The sequence below is a fragment of the Paenibacillus sp. J31R98 genome (assembly GCF_056269245.1).
This window is the reverse complement of the sequence record NZ_JBWDNO010000001.1, coordinates 1,497,398-1,514,287: the sequence shown is the minus strand read 5'-3', so window position 1 is coordinate 1,514,287 and position 16,890 is coordinate 1,497,398. Positions and strand designations below refer to the sequence as shown.

Annotated in this window: 13 protein-coding genes; 12 read left to right on the top strand and 1 reads right to left on the bottom strand. The window is 50.5% G+C overall.

Annotated features, from left to right (window positions below):
• The first annotated feature begins 12 nt into the window (after positions 1 to 12).
• From AC0YNX_RS06760 to AC0YNX_RS06720, 9 genes are all read left to right on the top strand, one after another.
• Positions 13 to 855, top strand: coding sequence for an oxidoreductase (locus AC0YNX_RS06760; protein WP_475814855.1), 843 nt, complete (start codon positions 13 to 15; stop codon positions 853 to 855).
• Between the two features lie 29 nt (positions 856 to 884).
• Positions 885 to 2,039: an MFS transporter gene (locus AC0YNX_RS06755; RefSeq protein ID WP_475814854.1), complete on the top strand. Its 1,155-nt coding sequence runs from the start codon at positions 885 to 887 to the stop codon at positions 2,037 to 2,039.
• 120 nt (positions 2,040 to 2,159) lie between these two features.
• Positions 2,160 to 2,660 (top strand): hypothetical protein, encoded by a 501-nt coding sequence (locus tag AC0YNX_RS06750; protein WP_475814853.1) that lies wholly within the window; start codon positions 2,160 to 2,162, stop codon positions 2,658 to 2,660.
• 177 nt (positions 2,661 to 2,837) lie between these two features.
• Positions 2,838 to 3,920: a nucleotidyltransferase domain-containing protein gene (locus tag AC0YNX_RS06745; RefSeq protein WP_475814852.1), complete on the top strand. Its 1,083-nt coding sequence runs from the start codon at positions 2,838 to 2,840 to the stop codon at positions 3,918 to 3,920.
• 289 nt (positions 3,921 to 4,209) lie between these two features.
• Positions 4,210 to 5,721 (top strand): spore germination protein, encoded by a 1,512-nt coding sequence (locus AC0YNX_RS06740; RefSeq protein WP_475815200.1) that lies wholly within the window; start codon positions 4,210 to 4,212, stop codon positions 5,719 to 5,721.
• Positions 5,722 to 6,828 (top strand): GerAB/ArcD/ProY family transporter, encoded by a 1,107-nt coding sequence (locus AC0YNX_RS06735; RefSeq protein WP_475814851.1) that lies wholly within the window; start codon positions 5,722 to 5,724, stop codon positions 6,826 to 6,828.
• A gap of 8 nt (positions 6,829 to 6,836) precedes the next feature.
• The gene (locus tag AC0YNX_RS06730; protein ID WP_475814850.1) at positions 6,837 to 7,949 is read left to right on the top strand and encodes a Ger(x)C family spore germination protein; all 1,113 of its coding nucleotides are present in this window, start codon (positions 6,837 to 6,839) and stop codon (positions 7,947 to 7,949) included.
• A gap of 164 nt (positions 7,950 to 8,113) precedes the next feature.
• The gene (locus tag AC0YNX_RS06725) at positions 8,114 to 9,670 is read left to right on the top strand and encodes an ABC-F family ATP-binding cassette domain-containing protein (protein ID WP_475814849.1); all 1,557 of its coding nucleotides are present in this window, start codon (positions 8,114 to 8,116) and stop codon (positions 9,668 to 9,670) included.
• Between the two features lie 135 nt (positions 9,671 to 9,805).
• On the top strand, positions 9,806 to 12,223 hold the full coding sequence (locus AC0YNX_RS06720) for a glycoside hydrolase family 95 protein (protein ID WP_475814848.1): 2,418 nt from the start codon (positions 9,806 to 9,808) through the stop codon (positions 12,221 to 12,223).
• 80 nt (positions 12,224 to 12,303) lie between these two features.
• Here AC0YNX_RS06720 and AC0YNX_RS06715 read toward each other — a convergent pair whose 3' ends face one another.
• The gene (locus AC0YNX_RS06715) at positions 12,304 to 14,139 is read right to left on the bottom strand and encodes an ABC transporter substrate-binding protein (RefSeq protein ID WP_475814847.1); all 1,836 of its coding nucleotides are present in this window, start codon (positions 14,137 to 14,139) and stop codon (positions 12,304 to 12,306) included.
• Between the two features lie 144 nt (positions 14,140 to 14,283).
• Between AC0YNX_RS06715 and AC0YNX_RS06710 the strand changes: the two genes are divergently transcribed.
• From AC0YNX_RS06710 to AC0YNX_RS06700, 3 genes are all read left to right on the top strand, one after another.
• On the top strand, positions 14,284 to 15,792 hold the full coding sequence (locus tag AC0YNX_RS06710; RefSeq protein ID WP_475814846.1) for a DUF4153 domain-containing protein: 1,509 nt from the start codon (positions 14,284 to 14,286) through the stop codon (positions 15,790 to 15,792).
• A 74-nt stretch (positions 15,793 to 15,866) separates the two neighbouring features.
• Entirely contained in the window at positions 15,867 to 16,100 is a 234-nt protein-coding gene (locus tag AC0YNX_RS06705) for a helix-hairpin-helix domain-containing protein (RefSeq protein ID WP_475814845.1), read from the top strand.
• Positions 16,101 to 16,138: 38 nt separating this feature from the next.
• A complete protein-coding gene (locus AC0YNX_RS06700; RefSeq protein WP_475814844.1) occupies positions 16,139 to 16,642 on the top strand; it encodes a GNAT family N-acetyltransferase in 504 nt (167 codons plus the stop codon).
• Positions 16,643 to 16,890 lie beyond the last annotated feature (248 nt).

Below are 16,890 nucleotides of genomic sequence, written 5' to 3'. Positions count from 1 at the left end.
GAGGACAATAACATGTCTAAGTCTAAAGTATGGTTCATTACCGGCAGCTCCCGCGGTTTCGGCCGCAAGCTTGCAGAAGCAGTACTGGCTAATGGCGACCGCCTAGTCGCAACTGCCCGTAACACAGAGCAAATTGCCGATCTCAAACAGCGGTATGGCGAACAAGTCCAGATCGTACAGCTCGACGTCAATCGCTACGAGCAGGCGGAAGCCGCTGTTAAAGTCGCGTTCGAAACATTCGGACGATTAGACGTACTCGTGAACAATGCGGGATACGGCAACGTTTCCGCTATCGAAGATACGTCCATGGAAGATTTCCGAGCGCAAGTGGAAACGAATCTGTGGGGCGTCATCAATGTAACGAAAGCCGCGCTGCCATTGCTCAGAGAACAAGGAAGCGGCCATATCATTCAATTCTCTTCCATCGGAGGACGCATCGGCGCTCCAGGCTTGGCCCCATATCAAGCGGCCAAATGGGCAGTGGAAGGCTTCTCCGAAGTGCTGAACAAGGAAGTGGCTCCGCTTGGCATCAAGGTAACGCTGATCGAGCCGGGCGGCTTCAGAACCGATTGGGCTGGTTCCTCCATGCAGCAAGCAGAGCCTAGCGAGCCTTATAAGAATACGGTCGGCTACATGGCGAATTATTTCCGAGAAAACACCGGCAATGAAAAAGGAGATCCGGCCAAAGCCGCGCAAGCGATCCTTACGATCGCCAATGAATCTAATCCACCGCTTCGCTTGCTGCTCGGCAGTGATGCCGTCGAACTCGCGAACGCGATGGACAACAGCAAGCTGGAAGAAACGAAGCGCTGGGAAGCACTTAGCCGATCGACCGACATTGAGGTGCGACCTTGAAAACAAGCGCTAACGTCACGCTTTTATCATTGGCTGTAAGTACAACCTTCGGCACAATGATGGCGGCGCCGGCAGTTAAGCTGCTGGCGGTCGCCTTCCCGGACACGAACGCGTTATTGGTGCAATGGGTCGTTACGCTCTCATCCTTGTTTATATTGCCGACGTTGTTTATGGCCGAGAAACTCGGAAGACGCTTTAACCGGAAAAGCATACTGATCTTCGGTTTGCTTTTGTATCTGGTCGGAGGAGTCGGTCCGGCTTTCATGCAGTCGTTCACGATGATATTAGTTTGCCGGGCCATATTGGGGCTCAGCATCGGACTTATCTCGCCCACGTTTAACTCGTTGATTGCGGAGAATTTCCAAGGTCAGGCACGTTCAAGGATGAATGGTTACCAAACTTCGATTAACGGCATCGGCGGAGCGATCTTCCTATCCATCGGTGGCATCATTGCTACGCTCGGGTGGAGAGAAATCTTCTTAACGTATTTATATGCGGTCATTTTATTGATACTGGTTATCTTGTGGCTTCCGAAATTCCCGCCGCTCAAACTAGATCAAGCGGCTTCTAAGGTAAGGGTCAAGCTTCCAACGTTCTTCTACGCGATTGCCATAGCGGGAGGACTGCACACCATGATGTTCGCATTGCTTCCGACGAACCTTTCGTTGTTCATGGCCCAATACGGGATCGGAAACGTGGCATCTGTAGGCTACTTAATCGCTTTCGCCTTGATCGGCGTATTTGTCGGCGGCGTCTTGATTACTCGAATGGCCGAGATGTTCAAAAAAATGCTAACACCATTGAATCTGGCCGTGATGGCCATCGGGTTCCTACTCGTCGGATCCGCACACTCGGTGTGGACACTCGCATCAGGCGTGTTTTTGATCGGCTTCGCTGAGGGAATGCTCTTCCCTCTATCATTCGTCAAGACAGCGATAGTGGCGCCGAAGGCAAGGTTGACCTCGGCTATTTCTCTGCTGCTGGCATGCGTGTATATCTGTCAATTTCTAAGCCCGCTCTTCATAAGAGGAGTTGAACTTCTGCTGCAGACGGATTCGACGCGCAGCGTGTTCCTAGCTGTAGCTGCTGGGCTAGGCGCTACGACTGCTGCTTTCTTAGCTGCCGGTCGAATCTCTCGTAGAAACATTAAAGTAAGCTCGGGTGCCAGCATGACCGCCAAATAAAGTACTGAACCAACAACGGAATCCATGGCAGCCGATGGATTCCGTTGTTTTTTGGGCGCAAAGGTGGCTCGAGCGGATCGTCTTGCATATAAATAAGAAAAACTTGAAGGGGTGACTGCTATGAGATATACAGTACAATATATCCCCCTTAGCAAGATCAAGCCCGGATTAACGACTGCGCTAACGAATCGGATCAAGGATCTTAAACGAACCGCGCAGGATTGCATGCAGCTCATGATTGTCCGCAAGAGCAAGAAGGCTGGCGGATACGTCCTGGTGAGCGGCAACAGTCACTATGATTACTTCAAGAAGCATACGAGGAAAACGTCCGTGCCTTGTCTTGTAGATGAGTCTAAAGCGTCAGCGAAGCTGAATGCATGGATTCACCGCATACGCAAACCGAATTTACCGTATGAGGTGCCGTACATCAAGAAGGAACGGACACCGGCAAGCAGCTGGGCGATCATCCGGAGATTCATGAAGCAGGAGCCGCGGTTCAAGAGTCTCTCACGCAGGGAGCAGCTGCAGGTGCTTCGGCTCGGACTTCAATATAAGAGAACAACCGTATCCGCTATGAGAGACATGGTGCACAAACAGTTAAACAACAAGAAATCGGGGTAATAATGCCCGTTCAATCGAATCCGTCGAACCGTGCAGCAAACGGTTTGGCGGATTTTTGTGCAGAAGATGAATTAAACCAACTTTTACATAGCAACCGAACCACTGAATCGTTAGACTCGAAGTTGAAGTAGTTTTGTGCCTCAGAAAGACGGATCACTTAAAAGGTGGGGGTAACGAATGAACGAGCAGATAAAGAAGCAGCTGATGGAGAAGAATGAACGGCTAATCAACATGGTGATTGAACGCGCGAAGAGAGATTTTCCGGACGATATTGCCATCATTGGGCTTACTGGTTCTATGCGTACCGGAGACTTTCACGAGAAGAGCGATCTTGATTTAATCATCATTAATAACACGGACCGTGCTTGGGGAATCTCCTCTTCTTTTATACTAGATGATGTCGGCTATGATATCTATTGCACCCCTTGGGATACGAGAATACAAGCACAATCGACCTTGGAAAGTCCTGGCGTTTCGAGCCTAACCGAGCTGCAGATTCTGTATTACGCAAAGCCGGAGGATTTGGAGAAGCTTAACGCATTCAGGCAAAAAGCTCTTGATGCGCTTGCGAGCCCAATCGGAGAAGAGAGCTTGAATCGAGCTAGAAAATGGATCGATACTGCAAAGCAAGAATATAGCAATACGATGCTGAGTGATGATATCGGTTCAGTGCGCCATGCATCTGCAGGTGTTCTGTACAATCTGGTCAATGCCTTGGTCAGCATGAATAACGCTTGCATCAAGCGGGGGATCAAGCGGTATTTGGATGAGATCAGAACGTATCCGTATATGCCGGAGGATTTTGAGACCCTCTACATGTCAGTTATCGAAGCAAATACCGCGGAAGAGATTCGGCAATCCTCTTTAGCGATTCTGAGAAGCGTTACCGAGTTGCACCGTTCAATGTGTGATCGCCTCATCGTGAAACCAACTCCGACTTTCGATAACCTTAGAGGCACATTCGAGGAGTTATGGTGCAACTGTCGGAACAAAATCTTGAACAGTGTTGAGACTAACGATCCTTCGTATGCTTTTCTCGCGGCTGCAGGAGCTCAAGATTATCTCGATGAAATGGCTGCGGATCGAGGGACGCCAAAGTTTGATCTGATGCAGTATTTTGATGCGAGTCATTTGCAAGTTATGGAAGAGAAGTTCCTCGGGATTATGGATGAATATCTAGAGGAGTATGTGAAAGTCGGCAGAGAGGTAGAGCGCTTCGAAACCTTTGAGCAGCTCTACGCTCGGTTTATGCATGAATAGTTCAAGAGCAGCAGTCTGCCGATTTTCTTTCTGAGATTTCGAATTTTGTACTCACAGCTCTGCCATCGTTATCGTCAAGGCTGTCGAGAAATTCTCGACAGCCTTTTTAATGTCTAACGATTTTACCACGTCACCGCGTTAATTTTCCGCATCTCATTTTAAGAATAATTTCCAGCTCCAATTGGCACAATGAGGAAACGAATCGAATGATCCAACATGAAAGCCGGTGGAGGTACAAGTGGAATTATTATTTCGTTTATTTAAGTTACTCACTCACCGCCAGATCATCATGATGAGACAATCCAAAGAAGATCATACGCCTGAGCGTGGCACCGTTGAAACAAGCTTAAAGGCGAATCTGGCTGAATTGCAGGCCATCTTCAGCAAAGCGCCAGATTTGATTATCCGAACGTTTATTTATAAGCAAACCGGGCAGAAGGCGGCGCTCGTCTATCTGTGCGGCCTCGTGGATAAGAATTCAATCAACAACAATGTGCTCTATCAGCTGATGTTCGAGCCTATGGCAGACAACGAGCAAATGAGCAATCTGCCTATCACGGTCGGCGATCTGAAATCGACGCAGCATTGGAGCAACATTGAACTCATGCTGCTGGAAGGGCATAGCATTCTGTTTCTGGAAGGCAGTGACTTAGCTTACTCACTCGATACGCAAGGCTGGCCGCAGCGCGCCATTACCGACTCTCAGATTGAAGCGTCGCTTAAAGGCGCGCATCAGGGCTTCATCGAGTCCGGGTGGCAGAACGTCGCCTTGCTGCGCCGCATCATCAGTACAAGAGAACTAAAGATGCTGGAGCTCTACGTCGGCAGCAGGGTACGCAGCAAAGTAACGATCCTGTATCTGGAGGACGTAACCCAGCCGCGGCTCATAGAGGAGCTTCAAAAACGATTAATGGCATTAAACGTCGATTGCATCATCAATACCGGCGAGCTTGCCGAATATCTGGAAGACAATCCATTCTCGCTGCTGCCGCAATTCATAACAACGGAGCGGCCAGATACCGCGGCATCGCAGCTGCTTCAAGGGCGGATATGCGTTGTCGTTGACCGTTCATCGAGCGTGATGATCGCACCGGTCGGCATCGCCGCTTTCTTCCAAGGGATTGACGACTACAGCACGCGCTGGCCGGTAGCGACCTTCATGCGATTATTGCGATTCATCGCCTGTTTCGTCGCGGCTTTCCTGCCTGGGATCTATATCGCTTGTATCTCTTTCAATGTGGAGGTCATCCCGCTTGACCTGATCTTGTCGATCGGCCAGTTCAGGGCAGCTGTTCCATTCCCGCCGTTCATTGAAGCGCTATTAATGGAGCTTATGCTGGAGATGCTTCGCGAAGCAGGTATACGGCTGCCAGCGCCTGTCGGTCAAACCGTCGGCATTGTCGGCGGTATCGTCATTGGACAAGCAGCTGTTCAAGCAGGAATCGTAAGCAACTTGATGGTCGTCATCGTAGCGTCAACCGCGGTAGCATCCTTTATCTTGCCGAACTATGATATGGCTGCTTCCATTCGGCTCATCCGTTTTCCAGTCATGTTATTAGCCTCTTTGTTCGGAATTATTGGGATTGTTGTCTGCTTTATGACGCTTCTTATCCATCTCGTCCAGATGCGATCGCTTGGCGAATCCTACAGTGCGCCAATTGCGCCAATGCGCATCAAGGACTGGAAGGACGTGTTCATCCGCTTGCCGCTATGGAGCATGAAGAAACGACCGGAAAGTGTCCGTTCGCTGCAAAAAACGAGAATTGGTCCAAAACATCAGCTTAAAGGTGATGATGAATAGATGGAGGCAGTACTGAAACCGGGCAAAAGCGCTCAAATTACGACGCTGCAGTTTATACTCATCATTCACAGCGTGCAGCTCGGGGTCGGCGTCATCTCTATGCCAAAGGACCTTGCTGATATTAGCGGTACAGACGGCTGGATAGCCATTATTCTGGGATGGTTACTGTCCACCACAGGCAGCTTAATCATCGTGCAGATTATGAAGAAGTATCCCAATGGCACAATCATTGAGCTCATTACGCATTATTTTGGCAAATGGATCGGCAAGCTAGCAATGCTCGCGTACGGCTTCTATTTCCTCTTCTATGCATACTTAATCTATAGTCGCATGGCACTGCTGACACAGAGCTGGATTATGCAGCAGACCCAGACTTGGGTCATCATGCTTCTATTCGTGATACCTGCTTATATGCTAATCAAAGGCGGCGTTCGAGATATCGGTCGTTTCTCGGAGATAACATTTCTTGCTTCAATTTGGATGGTGCTCGTCGTAGCTACTTTGTTTAATGATGGCAATTGGCTGTATTTGCTGCCTGTGCTCAAGGAAGGCTGGATGCCGGTCATTCGTTCGATCAACACGACAATCATCTCTTTTCTCGGCTTCGAGTGCGTGTTCTTCATCTATCCATATCTCGAGAAGAAGCAGTCAGCAACCATGGGCGTTATCGCAGCCAATACGTTCACGATGTTAATCTACCTTTTTATTACCATTATTTGTTTTATCGTGTTCAGCCCAGATGAGATTACCTTCTTCAATGATACGGTTATCTCTGCTGTGAAGATAATTGAATTCCGATTCATTGAACGGTTCGATCTCGTGATTTTGTCTTGTTACTTGATCGTAATCGCCAAGACATGGATTCCAGCTCTGTATATGTCGGTTTATTGTACGAGCAGGCTATTCATCGGAAAGTTCTATATCCACGCTGCCATTCTCATGTTCGCAATGGTGGTGTTTAACTACATTTGGGACGATGGTTGGGTGGAGAGTATTGAAGTAGCAGCGATGTTTAGCAAAATCGGACTTTGGGTTGCTTTTATCACCCCAGTATTTCTATGGCTCATCATCGTTACCATGTCGCAATTCAAGAGGTGGCAGAATTGAGCCGCGTGATGCGAACGCTATTGATGCTTATTTCAATTAGCTTACTGCTAACGAGCTGCAAAGATCGTCTGGATCTAGAGAATGTAACGCTAATCCTCATGGAAGGAATCGACCTTGATAGAGACAATAACCTGCTTATCTATATGTCTAGCCCAGTCTTTAGCAAGGAAGCGAAGAAGAAGAATGAGAACACCGTTGTTAAAGCGATGTCGCCACGCGACGCTCGCGGCTTCTTCGAAGCGAAAGTATCTGCATTAGTCAGCACCGGGAAGCTTCAGAACTTGCTCGTTAGCAAGAAGCTGCTGCAGAATCCGTACTGGTATAAGCTGCTTGACGTCTTATTCCGTGACGCGAAAGTGCGGGCGAATGCAAGAATCATTATGGTGGACGGCGACGTGAAAGACGTCATGTTCTTCGAGCCCGAGGACAAACGCAGGCTCCCGCTTCATATCGCGAAATTGCTCGATACGGCCCATATGCGCAATCTTGTTGAAGTAACGACGTTATTCACGATGCAGAAGCTGATCTATGAGAAAGGAGTTACCCCTTATCTTACAGAGCTGCGCAAAGAACCGAAAGAAATTCGATTAATAGGTACGGCGCTGCTCGATAATCAAGGGAAGTACGTCACAAGCCTCAGTCTGGCGGAGAACGAGCTGCTGCAAATTTTGCAGGATGAGAAATTCCAAGACTTGACCTTGACAGTCGTTCTTCCGGAGAAAGACAAACCGGGGACTGTATTTCATATGGGGACGCTGAGCTTCTACATCAAGAAAGTAAATCGCAAGATCAAGACGTCTCACAAGGACGGACAGTTCCAATTCCAATTTGACTTTAACCTGCCGATTCATATTACGGAGCGGTTATTTGATTATAATGTTCAAGATGCGCCGGAGAAGCTGGAGAAGATGATTAATGTACAGTTGAATGAAAGAATGACGATGCTGGTGAACAAGCTGCAGAAGAACAAAGTGGACCCGATTGGACTAGGGATCTTCGCTCGGGCGTATCAATACCGCAATTGGAAGAAGGTCCAGAACGATTGGCCAGAAGCTTTCGCGAAAGCAAAGATAGAGGTGCGCGTTCACACGAGTATTAAAGATTATGGTGAGATTAAATAGTCAGCAAACGGTCCAAAATACGCAGCAGAGGGGATCTGTGCGGTTTGGGCCGTATTTTCGACATAGATCGCGATTCTCATTATTGAGTTGCCAAGCACATGACGCTATAATAGTACGAGAAAAAGGGTGAATTTCTAAAAAGTCTAAGCAGAAAAGGTGCAATTATGAGCATATTAAACGTAGAACGACTCAGCCACGGCTTCGGCGATCGGGCGATCTTCAATGACGTCTCGTTCCGTCTGTTGAAGGGTGAGCATATCGGACTGATCGGAGCAAACGGCGAAGGAAAGTCCACTTTCATGAACATTATCACAGGCAAGCTTCAGCCGGATGACGGCAAGGTCGAATGGTCCAAACGGATGCGTGTCGGCTACCTCGATCAGCACGCGGTTCTGAACAAAGGAATGACGATCCGCGATGTGCTCAAAGGCGCTTTCCAATATTTGTTCGACATGGAACAAGAGATGAACGACATGTACGGCCGCATGGGCGAAGTAACGCCGGAAGAGCTTGAGCAGATGCTTGAGGATGTCGGTACCATTCAAGATACGCTGACGAACCAGGATTTCTATATGATCGATGCGAAGATCGAAGAGACGGCGCGCGGTCTCGGCCTCACTGATATCGGACTTGACCGTGACGTGCATGACCTCTCAGGCGGTCAGCGGACGAAAGTATTGCTTGCGAAGCTTCTTCTTGAGAAACCGGATATTCTTCTTCTCGATGAGCCTACGAACTATCTCGATGAGCAGCATATCGAGTGGTTGAAGCGTTATCTGAACGAGTATGAGAATGCGTTCATTCTGATCTCTCACGATATTCCTTTCCTTAACAGCGTAATTAACTTGATCTACCATATGGAGAATCAAGAGTTGAACCGATACGTAGGCGATTACGACCACTTCATGAACGTACATGATATGAAGAAGCAGCAGCTGGAGTCCGCGTTCAAGCGCCAGCAGCAGGAAATCGCCGATCTGAAAGACTTCGTTGCCCGCAACAAAGCGAGCGTAGCGACGCGTAATATGGCAATGTCCCGCCAGAAGAAGCTTGATAAGATGGATGTTATCGAGCTCGCCAAAGAAAAGCCGAAGCCGCAGTTCAACTTCAAGGATGCGCGGACTTCCGGCCGCTTGATCTTCGAGACGAATGATCTTGTAATCGGCTACGATTCGCCGCTATCCAATCAGCTCAACCTGCGTATGGAGCGCGGACAGAAGATTGCCCTTGTCGGTGCCAACGGTATCGGTAAGACGACTTTGCTTCGCAGTATCCTCGGCGAGATCAAGGCGCTCTCGGGTACGGTACAACTAGGCGAGACGCTGCACATCGGTTACTTCGAGCAGGAAGCGAAGGATGCGAATTACAATACATGTATTGACGAGATTTGGAACGAGTTCCCATCCTTCAATCAGTTCGAAGTTCGTGCGGCACTCGCGAAGTGCGGTCTGACGACCAAACATATCGAGAGCAAAATCGCGGTTCTGAGCGGTGGCGAGAAGGCGAAAGTGCGCCTCTGCAAGCTGATCAACCGCGAGACGAATCTGCTTGTGCTCGATGAGCCGACGAACCACTTGGACGTTGATGCGAAAGATGAGCTGAAGCGCGCGCTTAAGGCGTACAAAGGCAGCATCCTGATGATTTCCCATGAACCGGAATTCTATCGTGAAGTTGTCACTGAGGTGTGGAACTGCGAATCTTGGACGACGAAGGCATTCTAAATTTGAAGCAAGCAGCAGCAGCTCCGATAACCTGGCCCGAATGGCTGGGTTTTTCGGAGCTTTTTTTGTTGATTATCTTGACGGTCCATTGAGCAAAAAGCTACATTGTCATTATATGGAGAGGGGATGAGTGACTTGAAGCTACAATATGGCAGGCCAGCGAACGTCTGGACGGAAGCGCTTCCAGTCGGAAACGGCCGTCTCGGCGCGATGATCTATGGCGGTGTCGAGCAGGAAGAATTGCAGTTGAATGAAGACACGTTATGGTCCGGGTATCCGAAGGACGGGACGAATCCGCGTGCGCTTGAGGTGCTTCCTGAGGTGCGTAGGTTGATTGCCGAAGGACGTTATGAAGAGGCAGATCAGCTAACCAAAGAAATGATGGGTCCTTATACGCAGTCGTATTTGCCGCTGGGGTCATTGCGCCTTGCGTTCGAGCATGGACATTGCTGGACCTCATATGAGCGTTCGTTAGAGCTCGAGGAAGGCATTTCGCGCGTTCGTTATTCAATCGGATCAGTCCAATATACGCGCGAAATATTCGCATCGAATCCGGATGGCGTCATCGTGATGCGATTAGAGGTAAGCGAGCCTGGTCGCTTGCACTTCCATGCGCGGCTAGACAGCCTGCTGCGATACGAAACGAAGCGGGACGGCGACCGTTATGTGATAGCAGGCGTAGCGCCGGAGCATGTTGCGCCAAGCTATTATCCCGTCGATCATCCGATTGTCTATGCGGAAGATCCCGCTTCGTCTCGGGCGGTCGCTTGGGAAGGCGGACTAAGCGTCAGTCTTGGCAACGGTGGCGGTCAGTGGTCGATTGATGCGAACGGACTTCATGTCCTAGGAGCAACGACGGTCACGCTGTATTGGAGCGCGGCGACGAGCTTTGAACGGTTCAATCTTGTGCCAGGCAGTGGCGGTCGCCGGCCTGGACCTATTGTTGCTGCTGCTTTAGATGCGGCAGCTGCGATGACTTATGAGGAGCTTCGAGCACGGCATGTTGCCGATTATCAGGCGCTTTACGATCGCGTGGAGCTGAAGCTTGGTCCAGCAGCCGCACCGTCCGGTATGGCGACAGATGAGCAAATTGAAGCGTATGGAGCGCAAGATCCTGCTTTAGTGGAATTGCTCTTCCAGTATGGACGATACTTAATGATCGCAAGCTCGCGGGAAGGAACGCAGCCTTCGAATTTGCAGGGTATCTGGAATAAGGAAACGCGGGCGCCATGGAGCAGCAATTATACGATCAATATTAATACGCAGATGAACTATTGGCCTGCAGAAAGCTGTAATCTTGCGGAATGCCATGAGCCGCTGCTCTCCTTTGTCAGCCATCTAGCCGAGAACGGTGCGCGGACAGCTTCAGTCAATTATGGCGCGCGCGGCTGGACAGCGCATCACAATTCGGACCTATGGGCAGGCGCCGACCCGGTAGGAGACTTCGGGCATGGCGACCCGATCTGGGTGAGCTGGCCGCTGGGCGGCGCTTGGCTCGCCCAGCATCTATGGGAGCATTACGCATATGGACAAGATGTTGATTATTTGCGCGACCAAGCCTACCCGATTATGAAGGGTGCGGCCCTGTTCTTCCTCGATTGGCTGATCGATAATGGCGAGGGACGGCTCGTTACAAGCCCTTCGACTTCTCCTGAGCATAAGTTCCAGACAGCAGACGGGCTGGCTGCCGTTAGTGCAGGCACAGCGATGGATCTGGAGATCATCTGGGACTTGTTCACGAACTGTCAGGAAGCAGCGGCAGTTCTAGGCATCGAAGCCGAATTCAGCGCGCAGCTGGCTGAAGCGAAAGAGCGCATGATGCCGCTTCAGATCGGGCGGCATGGGCAGCTGCAGGAGTGGACGAGCGGCGACTTCGAGGATGAGGACGTCCATCATCGTCATGTGTCCCATCTGTTCGGCGTTTACCCAGGACGGCAGCTGACGCAGCAAGGTGAGCCGGAGCTGTTCGAAGCTGCGAAGCGGTCGCTTGAGCGCCGCGGCGATAATGGGACAGGGTGGAGCTTAGGCTGGAAAATCTCGCTATGGGCGCGCTTCGGCGATGGAGACCGCGCACTGCGGTTGATCTCGAATTTGCTTACTGTCGTTCGTGAGAACGACCCGCTTCGCTATCATGGCGGCGGCGTTTATCCGAATCTATTCGATGCGCATCCGCCGTTCCAGATCGACGGCAATTTCGCAGCGACGGCGGGTATTGCGGAGATGCTGCTGCAATCGCATCAAGGAGCCTTGCAGCTGCTTCCTGCGCTTCCGAGCGCATGGAGTACCGGCTCCGTGCGGGGGCTGCGCGCACGCGGCGGATTCGAAGTTAATCTGCAGTGGCAGGATGGGGCATGGAGCGAAGTGGAAATTGTCTCGCTTAGCGGTGAACCATGCGTAATTGCATGGAATGCGGACGATTCTGTTGCAACTGTTGTGTCAGCACGGCTGAAGGTAACAGGTACAGCTGGAGAATTGTTGACACGAGCTGTTGACGCAAACCGTATCGCGTTTGATACTGCAGCGGGTGAGCGGTACGTGCTTCAGCGTGGATAGTGCTTAAATAATGAAAAAAAAAGCAAGAAGCTTGGCCTCACTCTCGCCTGAGAGGAGGTTAACGCTTCTTGCTTCTTTGTTTAGCGCGTAAACCATAGATCGCGGAATCTTACCCAGCCGAGCGATTCAAGCGAAATGCCGCGGATCGACGGATGGAACGCGGTCTTCAGATGCTTCCGGTAAAGAAAGAGCAGGCTATGCGACTCCAATAGCTGTTTCTCAAGCTCCAGGAAGGCAGCTGCTCGGCTTGAAGGCGAGCGCTCGGTCAAGATGTCCGCGATCTGCTTCTGCAGCAGCAGCTGCATCTGCGGCTTCCTGTGATGCTGCATGCTTGTATACAGATCAATGAGCCGCAGCTCACGATGCTCATCGAGCATGATGGCGAACAGAAGCAGATCGGCGCTTAAGCGTTCTTCGCCTTTGAACTGCTCCGCTGCGATGAGCTTAATCGCAATGGTGATACCAGCGTCCTCGCAGACTTGCTGCACCATGAGAGCATCGGTCTCATACTGCGGAATGGTAGCGAGAACAATGGGCTCACCTTGGTAGCCAGAGCTGCTTACTCGCTCTCGTATGATCGCTGTATCTGCGATGGTGATCGCAATAGCGTCACTGCTCGCCGGCTCTTCATTCTTCTTCTCATCGGCTAGCGGCCAGAAGCTGTCCGCTCGCTCAATGACATCGCCTGAGAGGCGAGTGATGAGCTCTGAACGATCTAGCGCGAGATCAAGCGCTTCGCGAACAGCAGCGTTCGAGAGCGGCCCGTCGCGCAGCTCGTTGACGGTAATGAATTTACAGGTCATGCCGGATTGCCTAACCTGCTGCCACCGGCTTGCGGCAGACTTCGACAGCCGGACATTGTGCATCACTTGGAACGAGGCCCCCAGTTCCGCGGCTTCGTCCAGCGGCTTGCCCTCAGGCTCCGTCCACACTTCAACCCGGTCGAGGAAGCCGCGACCTTGGAAGTAAGAGGGGAATGCTTCGAGCACGAATACACCGTTTACTTGCTCAATAAGCCGGAACGGGCCCGTGCCTATCGGATTCATTCCGATACTGCTGTATGACTGCTTGGCATCGTCTTCAATGCGAGTTGGCGCCGGAACAATGGAGGCGCGATTCGTCGTCAGGAAGGCGAGAAAGAGCTCATTCGGCTCGGACAACGTCATGCGCACCGTTCGCTCATCCGGGGTTTCGATGCGAATAATCTTCATGTAGACCCAGTTGAATAAGCCTTTAGGAGCGAGAGCCTGCAGCCGTTCCAGCGCGTATTTCACATCGCCTGCGAGCATCTCTGCACCATGGTGAAACAAGACGCCTTTGCGGAGATAGAAGGTCCATACCGTGCGGCTCTCGTCCACTTCCCATGCATGTGCCAGATGCGGCTGAATGGCATCCCCGGCAGCGCTCATCCGGACAAGCCCGTCATAAAGCTGATTCGCCAGATGGCTCTCACCGGAATAATGGATGCTAGCCGGATCAAGCGAGTGAATCGTCTGGGGCAGCGGGAACCGCAAAATATCCAAGCGTCGCTCACCTTGCAGCTCAGAATGAAAGCCGAACCGTCCTGACAGCCACTCCTGAAATTGCTGCCGCAGGCCATGCGTACCTTCATCCATCGTCTGCAAGTAAGAGATCGCAGATTGCAAATCCTGCTTCTCGACGATTTCCTGCGCTTCTTGCAGCGCGATATCTTCCTTGCGCGCGAGAAATTGGAGCACCGAGCGATTGCCGCGCCCGCGCCTTGATTCCCAGCTCAGCCACTGTTCCTGCTGCATCCGCTTGAGCAGTAGGACCATATTGCGGTGCGTGCAATCCAGCGCCTCAGCAAGCTCAAGCGTTGTAATCTCAAGCGGCTCCTGCTCTTTATATTGAGAATAGTAATTTCGGAGCGCTAGATAATGCTGCCGAATCTTCATTTTTTTCCTCCTAACCAAGCAAGTGCCTAAAATACGAAATTTCTTATGAAAATCTTACACTTTTTGTTCTTATTTTATAGGCTACAATAAAAGGGAGTAAATTACAATTTGCTGCGAGCGCAGCGAACCTTTAGGAGTGAGAGCATGAGAGATCCGGCACCATGGCAGCGAAGATACGAGCGAATCGCTCTGCTGTCCTTGTTGTTTGGCTTAATTAGTCAATATTTATTAGTCGGGCATTCATTTGGCCTCAATGTAGCTCTGTTTACGGCTCTGTTCTACGGATTATTCTTCTATGCCGTGAAAGGGAGGATCGGCGGGTTCGATAAGTGGCGTGGCCAGTCGAAATCCGGCTGGCTGCTCTGCCTGCCAATCGCGCTATTGTCACTTTCCTATGTGCTCTTCGCGAATTCGATGTTTCAAAAGCTTAACATCCTCATTCTTCCGGCACTTGCAGCTGCCCAGACCGTGCTGCTCACCAGAAGCAGCACGAAACCATGGTATAGAACGGCCTTTTACCATGATGTCTTATACGTGGCTTTGTTTAAACCGATTACGTATATGTCAGTTCCGTTCGGACTGTTAGCTGCACGATTCTTGCCTGAATTCGTCACTCAAGGAGGGAACAGTCCTGCTGCGAGCAAGTTCAGACGTGTCATGCTCGGGCTGCTGCTCGCTGCACCGCTGCTGCTTGTTGTCATCCTGCTGCTTGCGTCTGCTGATACAATCTTCCAAAGTTTACTGAACAGGATACCGAGCTTGTTTGGCGATGTCTCCATCGGGAACGGAATCGTGAGACTAATCTTCGCAATTGCGATCGGGCTGTACGCTTTCTGCTACTTATGGACGCTGCTGTTCCTCAGGACGGAGGTTCAGATACAGACGCCATCCGTTCGATCTGGCAAAAGACTCGATTCGATTACAGCGACAACACTGCTCATGAGCTTTAATTTCGTCTATGTGGTGTTCGCCATCATTCAGTTCTCTTATCTGTTCGGAGCTGCATCGGGCTTACTACCCGAAGGGGCGGCCTATGCCGATTATGCCAGACAGGGCTTCGCACAGCTGGTCGCTGTCTCGCTCATCAATCTCGGCTTGTTGCTCGCGGGGCTTCACCTTGTGAAACGAGAAGGGCAAACGGCCGAAATGGTCCGTAAGCTGTCGCTCAGCATGCTAGTCGGTTGTACAATCATCATGCTCGTATCCGCCTTCAGCAGACTCTCGCTCTACGAACAGGCGTACGGATTCACGCAAACCCGGCTTCTCGTGCACGGATTCATGCTGTTTCTTGGCTGCATTCTGCTTGTGGCGCTCATCCGGATATGGAGGGAGCATTTCTCGCTCGCCAAAGCATATATCGGTCTTGCCGTTGCCGCGTATGTTATTATGAACTATATCAATATTGATGCCATCGTGGCGCAGAGCAATAGCGAACGATACACAGCCACCGGCCAAATAGATATTGATTACTTAGCTACATTATCCTCAGATGCGCTTCCAGCACTTGTAGTGCTGCAGAAGGAACATCAAAGTGATGGCAATCTGGAAGCCTTATCTTCTGTTATCGACAGCATCAAGAAGGGTGCTCTCAAGCATAACAGCTGGCAATCCTGGAGCTGGCCGATGCAGCAGGCAAGGGATCTGGATAGGTAATTAACGAGGTTAATTGATAATGAGCAGCGATAATTCACAGCATTAATTATTTGAGTTAGAGAGGGAACTGACACATGAAACAGGATGCTAATGCTACGAATCATGCGAATAATGCACAAAGTGACATCCCGCCAGGCCTTTCGCAGCCGGCGCTACGTGCGATCAGTAATGCCGGTCTGAATAGTCTGGCTGACATCGCAACGATGAAAGAATCGGATTTCAGGAAGCTGCATGGCATCGGACCCAAAGCGGTGAGAATCATTGTGGCCGCTTTCGAGACAAGAGGGATTGCTTTTGCAGAGAACTAAGCCGTTGCAGGTGGATTGCAATGAAAGGCGGATGTAGAATGAGTATCTCTTTCCCACGCGTGGAGACAGAGGATCAAATCACGGAACTTGCTGGGTTGGCGGCAGATATTTGGCGCGAATATTACGTTTCCATCATAACGATGGAGCAGATCGACTATATGATCGGCAAGTTCCAATCCAGTGAGGCCATGACGGATCAGATCAATCACCAGGGCTATGAGTATTATCTGATACTGCATGACGCTTCAGTGGTCGGATATATGTCGGTGAAACAGGAAGAAGAGAAGCTATTCCTGAGTAAGTTCTATATGGCCAAAGAGCATCGAGGACGCGGCTATGCAAGCCAAGCGATGTCGTTCCTCGTGCAGCTGTGCCAGGACCGGAATCTTAGCCATATTTGGCTGACGGTCAATCGACATAATGAATCAAGTATTGCGGTGTATGAGAAGAAAAGCTTCCAGATTGTGCGGGAGCTAGTTGCAGATATTGGAAATGGTTACGTGATGGATGATTATGTAATGGAGAGAGCAGTTGCTCGTTAGGTTACATAAACTTAGTTATGTAAACAACTAGAGACTCCATGAGGAGCGTATACAAACAAGGAGCTATCCCATCCAAGGGACAGTTCCTTGTTTCATTAGTGCACCACACCCTGGTCACAAAGTGAAGTTGAGCCGGTCGAAGCCCGCTCGGACAGCGCGGTTCATGCGAATATCGGTGGAGATATTAATTAGACGTGTCTTTGTACCTTGTCGAATCGAAATTGACCGTTTAGTATTTGGGTATTTGT

What these genes read in the sequence shown, in the direction of transcription:
- AC0YNX_RS06710 (WP_475814846.1), top strand. Translation starts at nt 14,284, where the DNA reads ATGAGAGATCCGGCACCATGGCAGCGAAGATACGAGCGAATCGCTCTG.
- AC0YNX_RS06735 (WP_475814851.1), top strand. Translation starts at nt 5,722, where the DNA reads ATGGAGGCAGTACTGAAACCGGGCAAAAGCGCTCAAATTACGACGCTG.
- AC0YNX_RS06725 (WP_475814849.1), top strand. Translation starts at nt 8,114, where the DNA reads ATGAGCATATTAAACGTAGAACGACTCAGCCACGGCTTCGGCGATCGG.
- AC0YNX_RS06740 (WP_475815200.1), top strand. Translation starts at nt 4,210, where the DNA reads ATGATGAGACAATCCAAAGAAGATCATACGCCTGAGCGTGGCACCGTT.
- AC0YNX_RS06750 (WP_475814853.1), top strand. Translation starts at nt 2,160, where the DNA reads ATGAGATATACAGTACAATATATCCCCCTTAGCAAGATCAAGCCCGGA.
- AC0YNX_RS06715 (WP_475814847.1), bottom strand. Translation starts at nt 14,139, where the DNA reads ATGAAGATTCGGCAGCATTATCTAGCGCTCCGAAATTACTATTCTCAA.
- AC0YNX_RS06745 (WP_475814852.1), top strand. Translation starts at nt 2,838, where the DNA reads ATGAACGAGCAGATAAAGAAGCAGCTGATGGAGAAGAATGAACGGCTA.
- AC0YNX_RS06730 (WP_475814850.1), top strand. Translation starts at nt 6,837, where the DNA reads ATGCGAACGCTATTGATGCTTATTTCAATTAGCTTACTGCTAACGAGC.
- AC0YNX_RS06700 (WP_475814844.1), top strand. Translation starts at nt 16,139, where the DNA reads ATGAGTATCTCTTTCCCACGCGTGGAGACAGAGGATCAAATCACGGAA.
- AC0YNX_RS06705 (WP_475814845.1), top strand. Translation starts at nt 15,867, where the DNA reads ATGAAACAGGATGCTAATGCTACGAATCATGCGAATAATGCACAAAGT.
- AC0YNX_RS06760 (WP_475814855.1), top strand. Translation starts at nt 13, where the DNA reads ATGTCTAAGTCTAAAGTATGGTTCATTACCGGCAGCTCCCGCGGTTTC.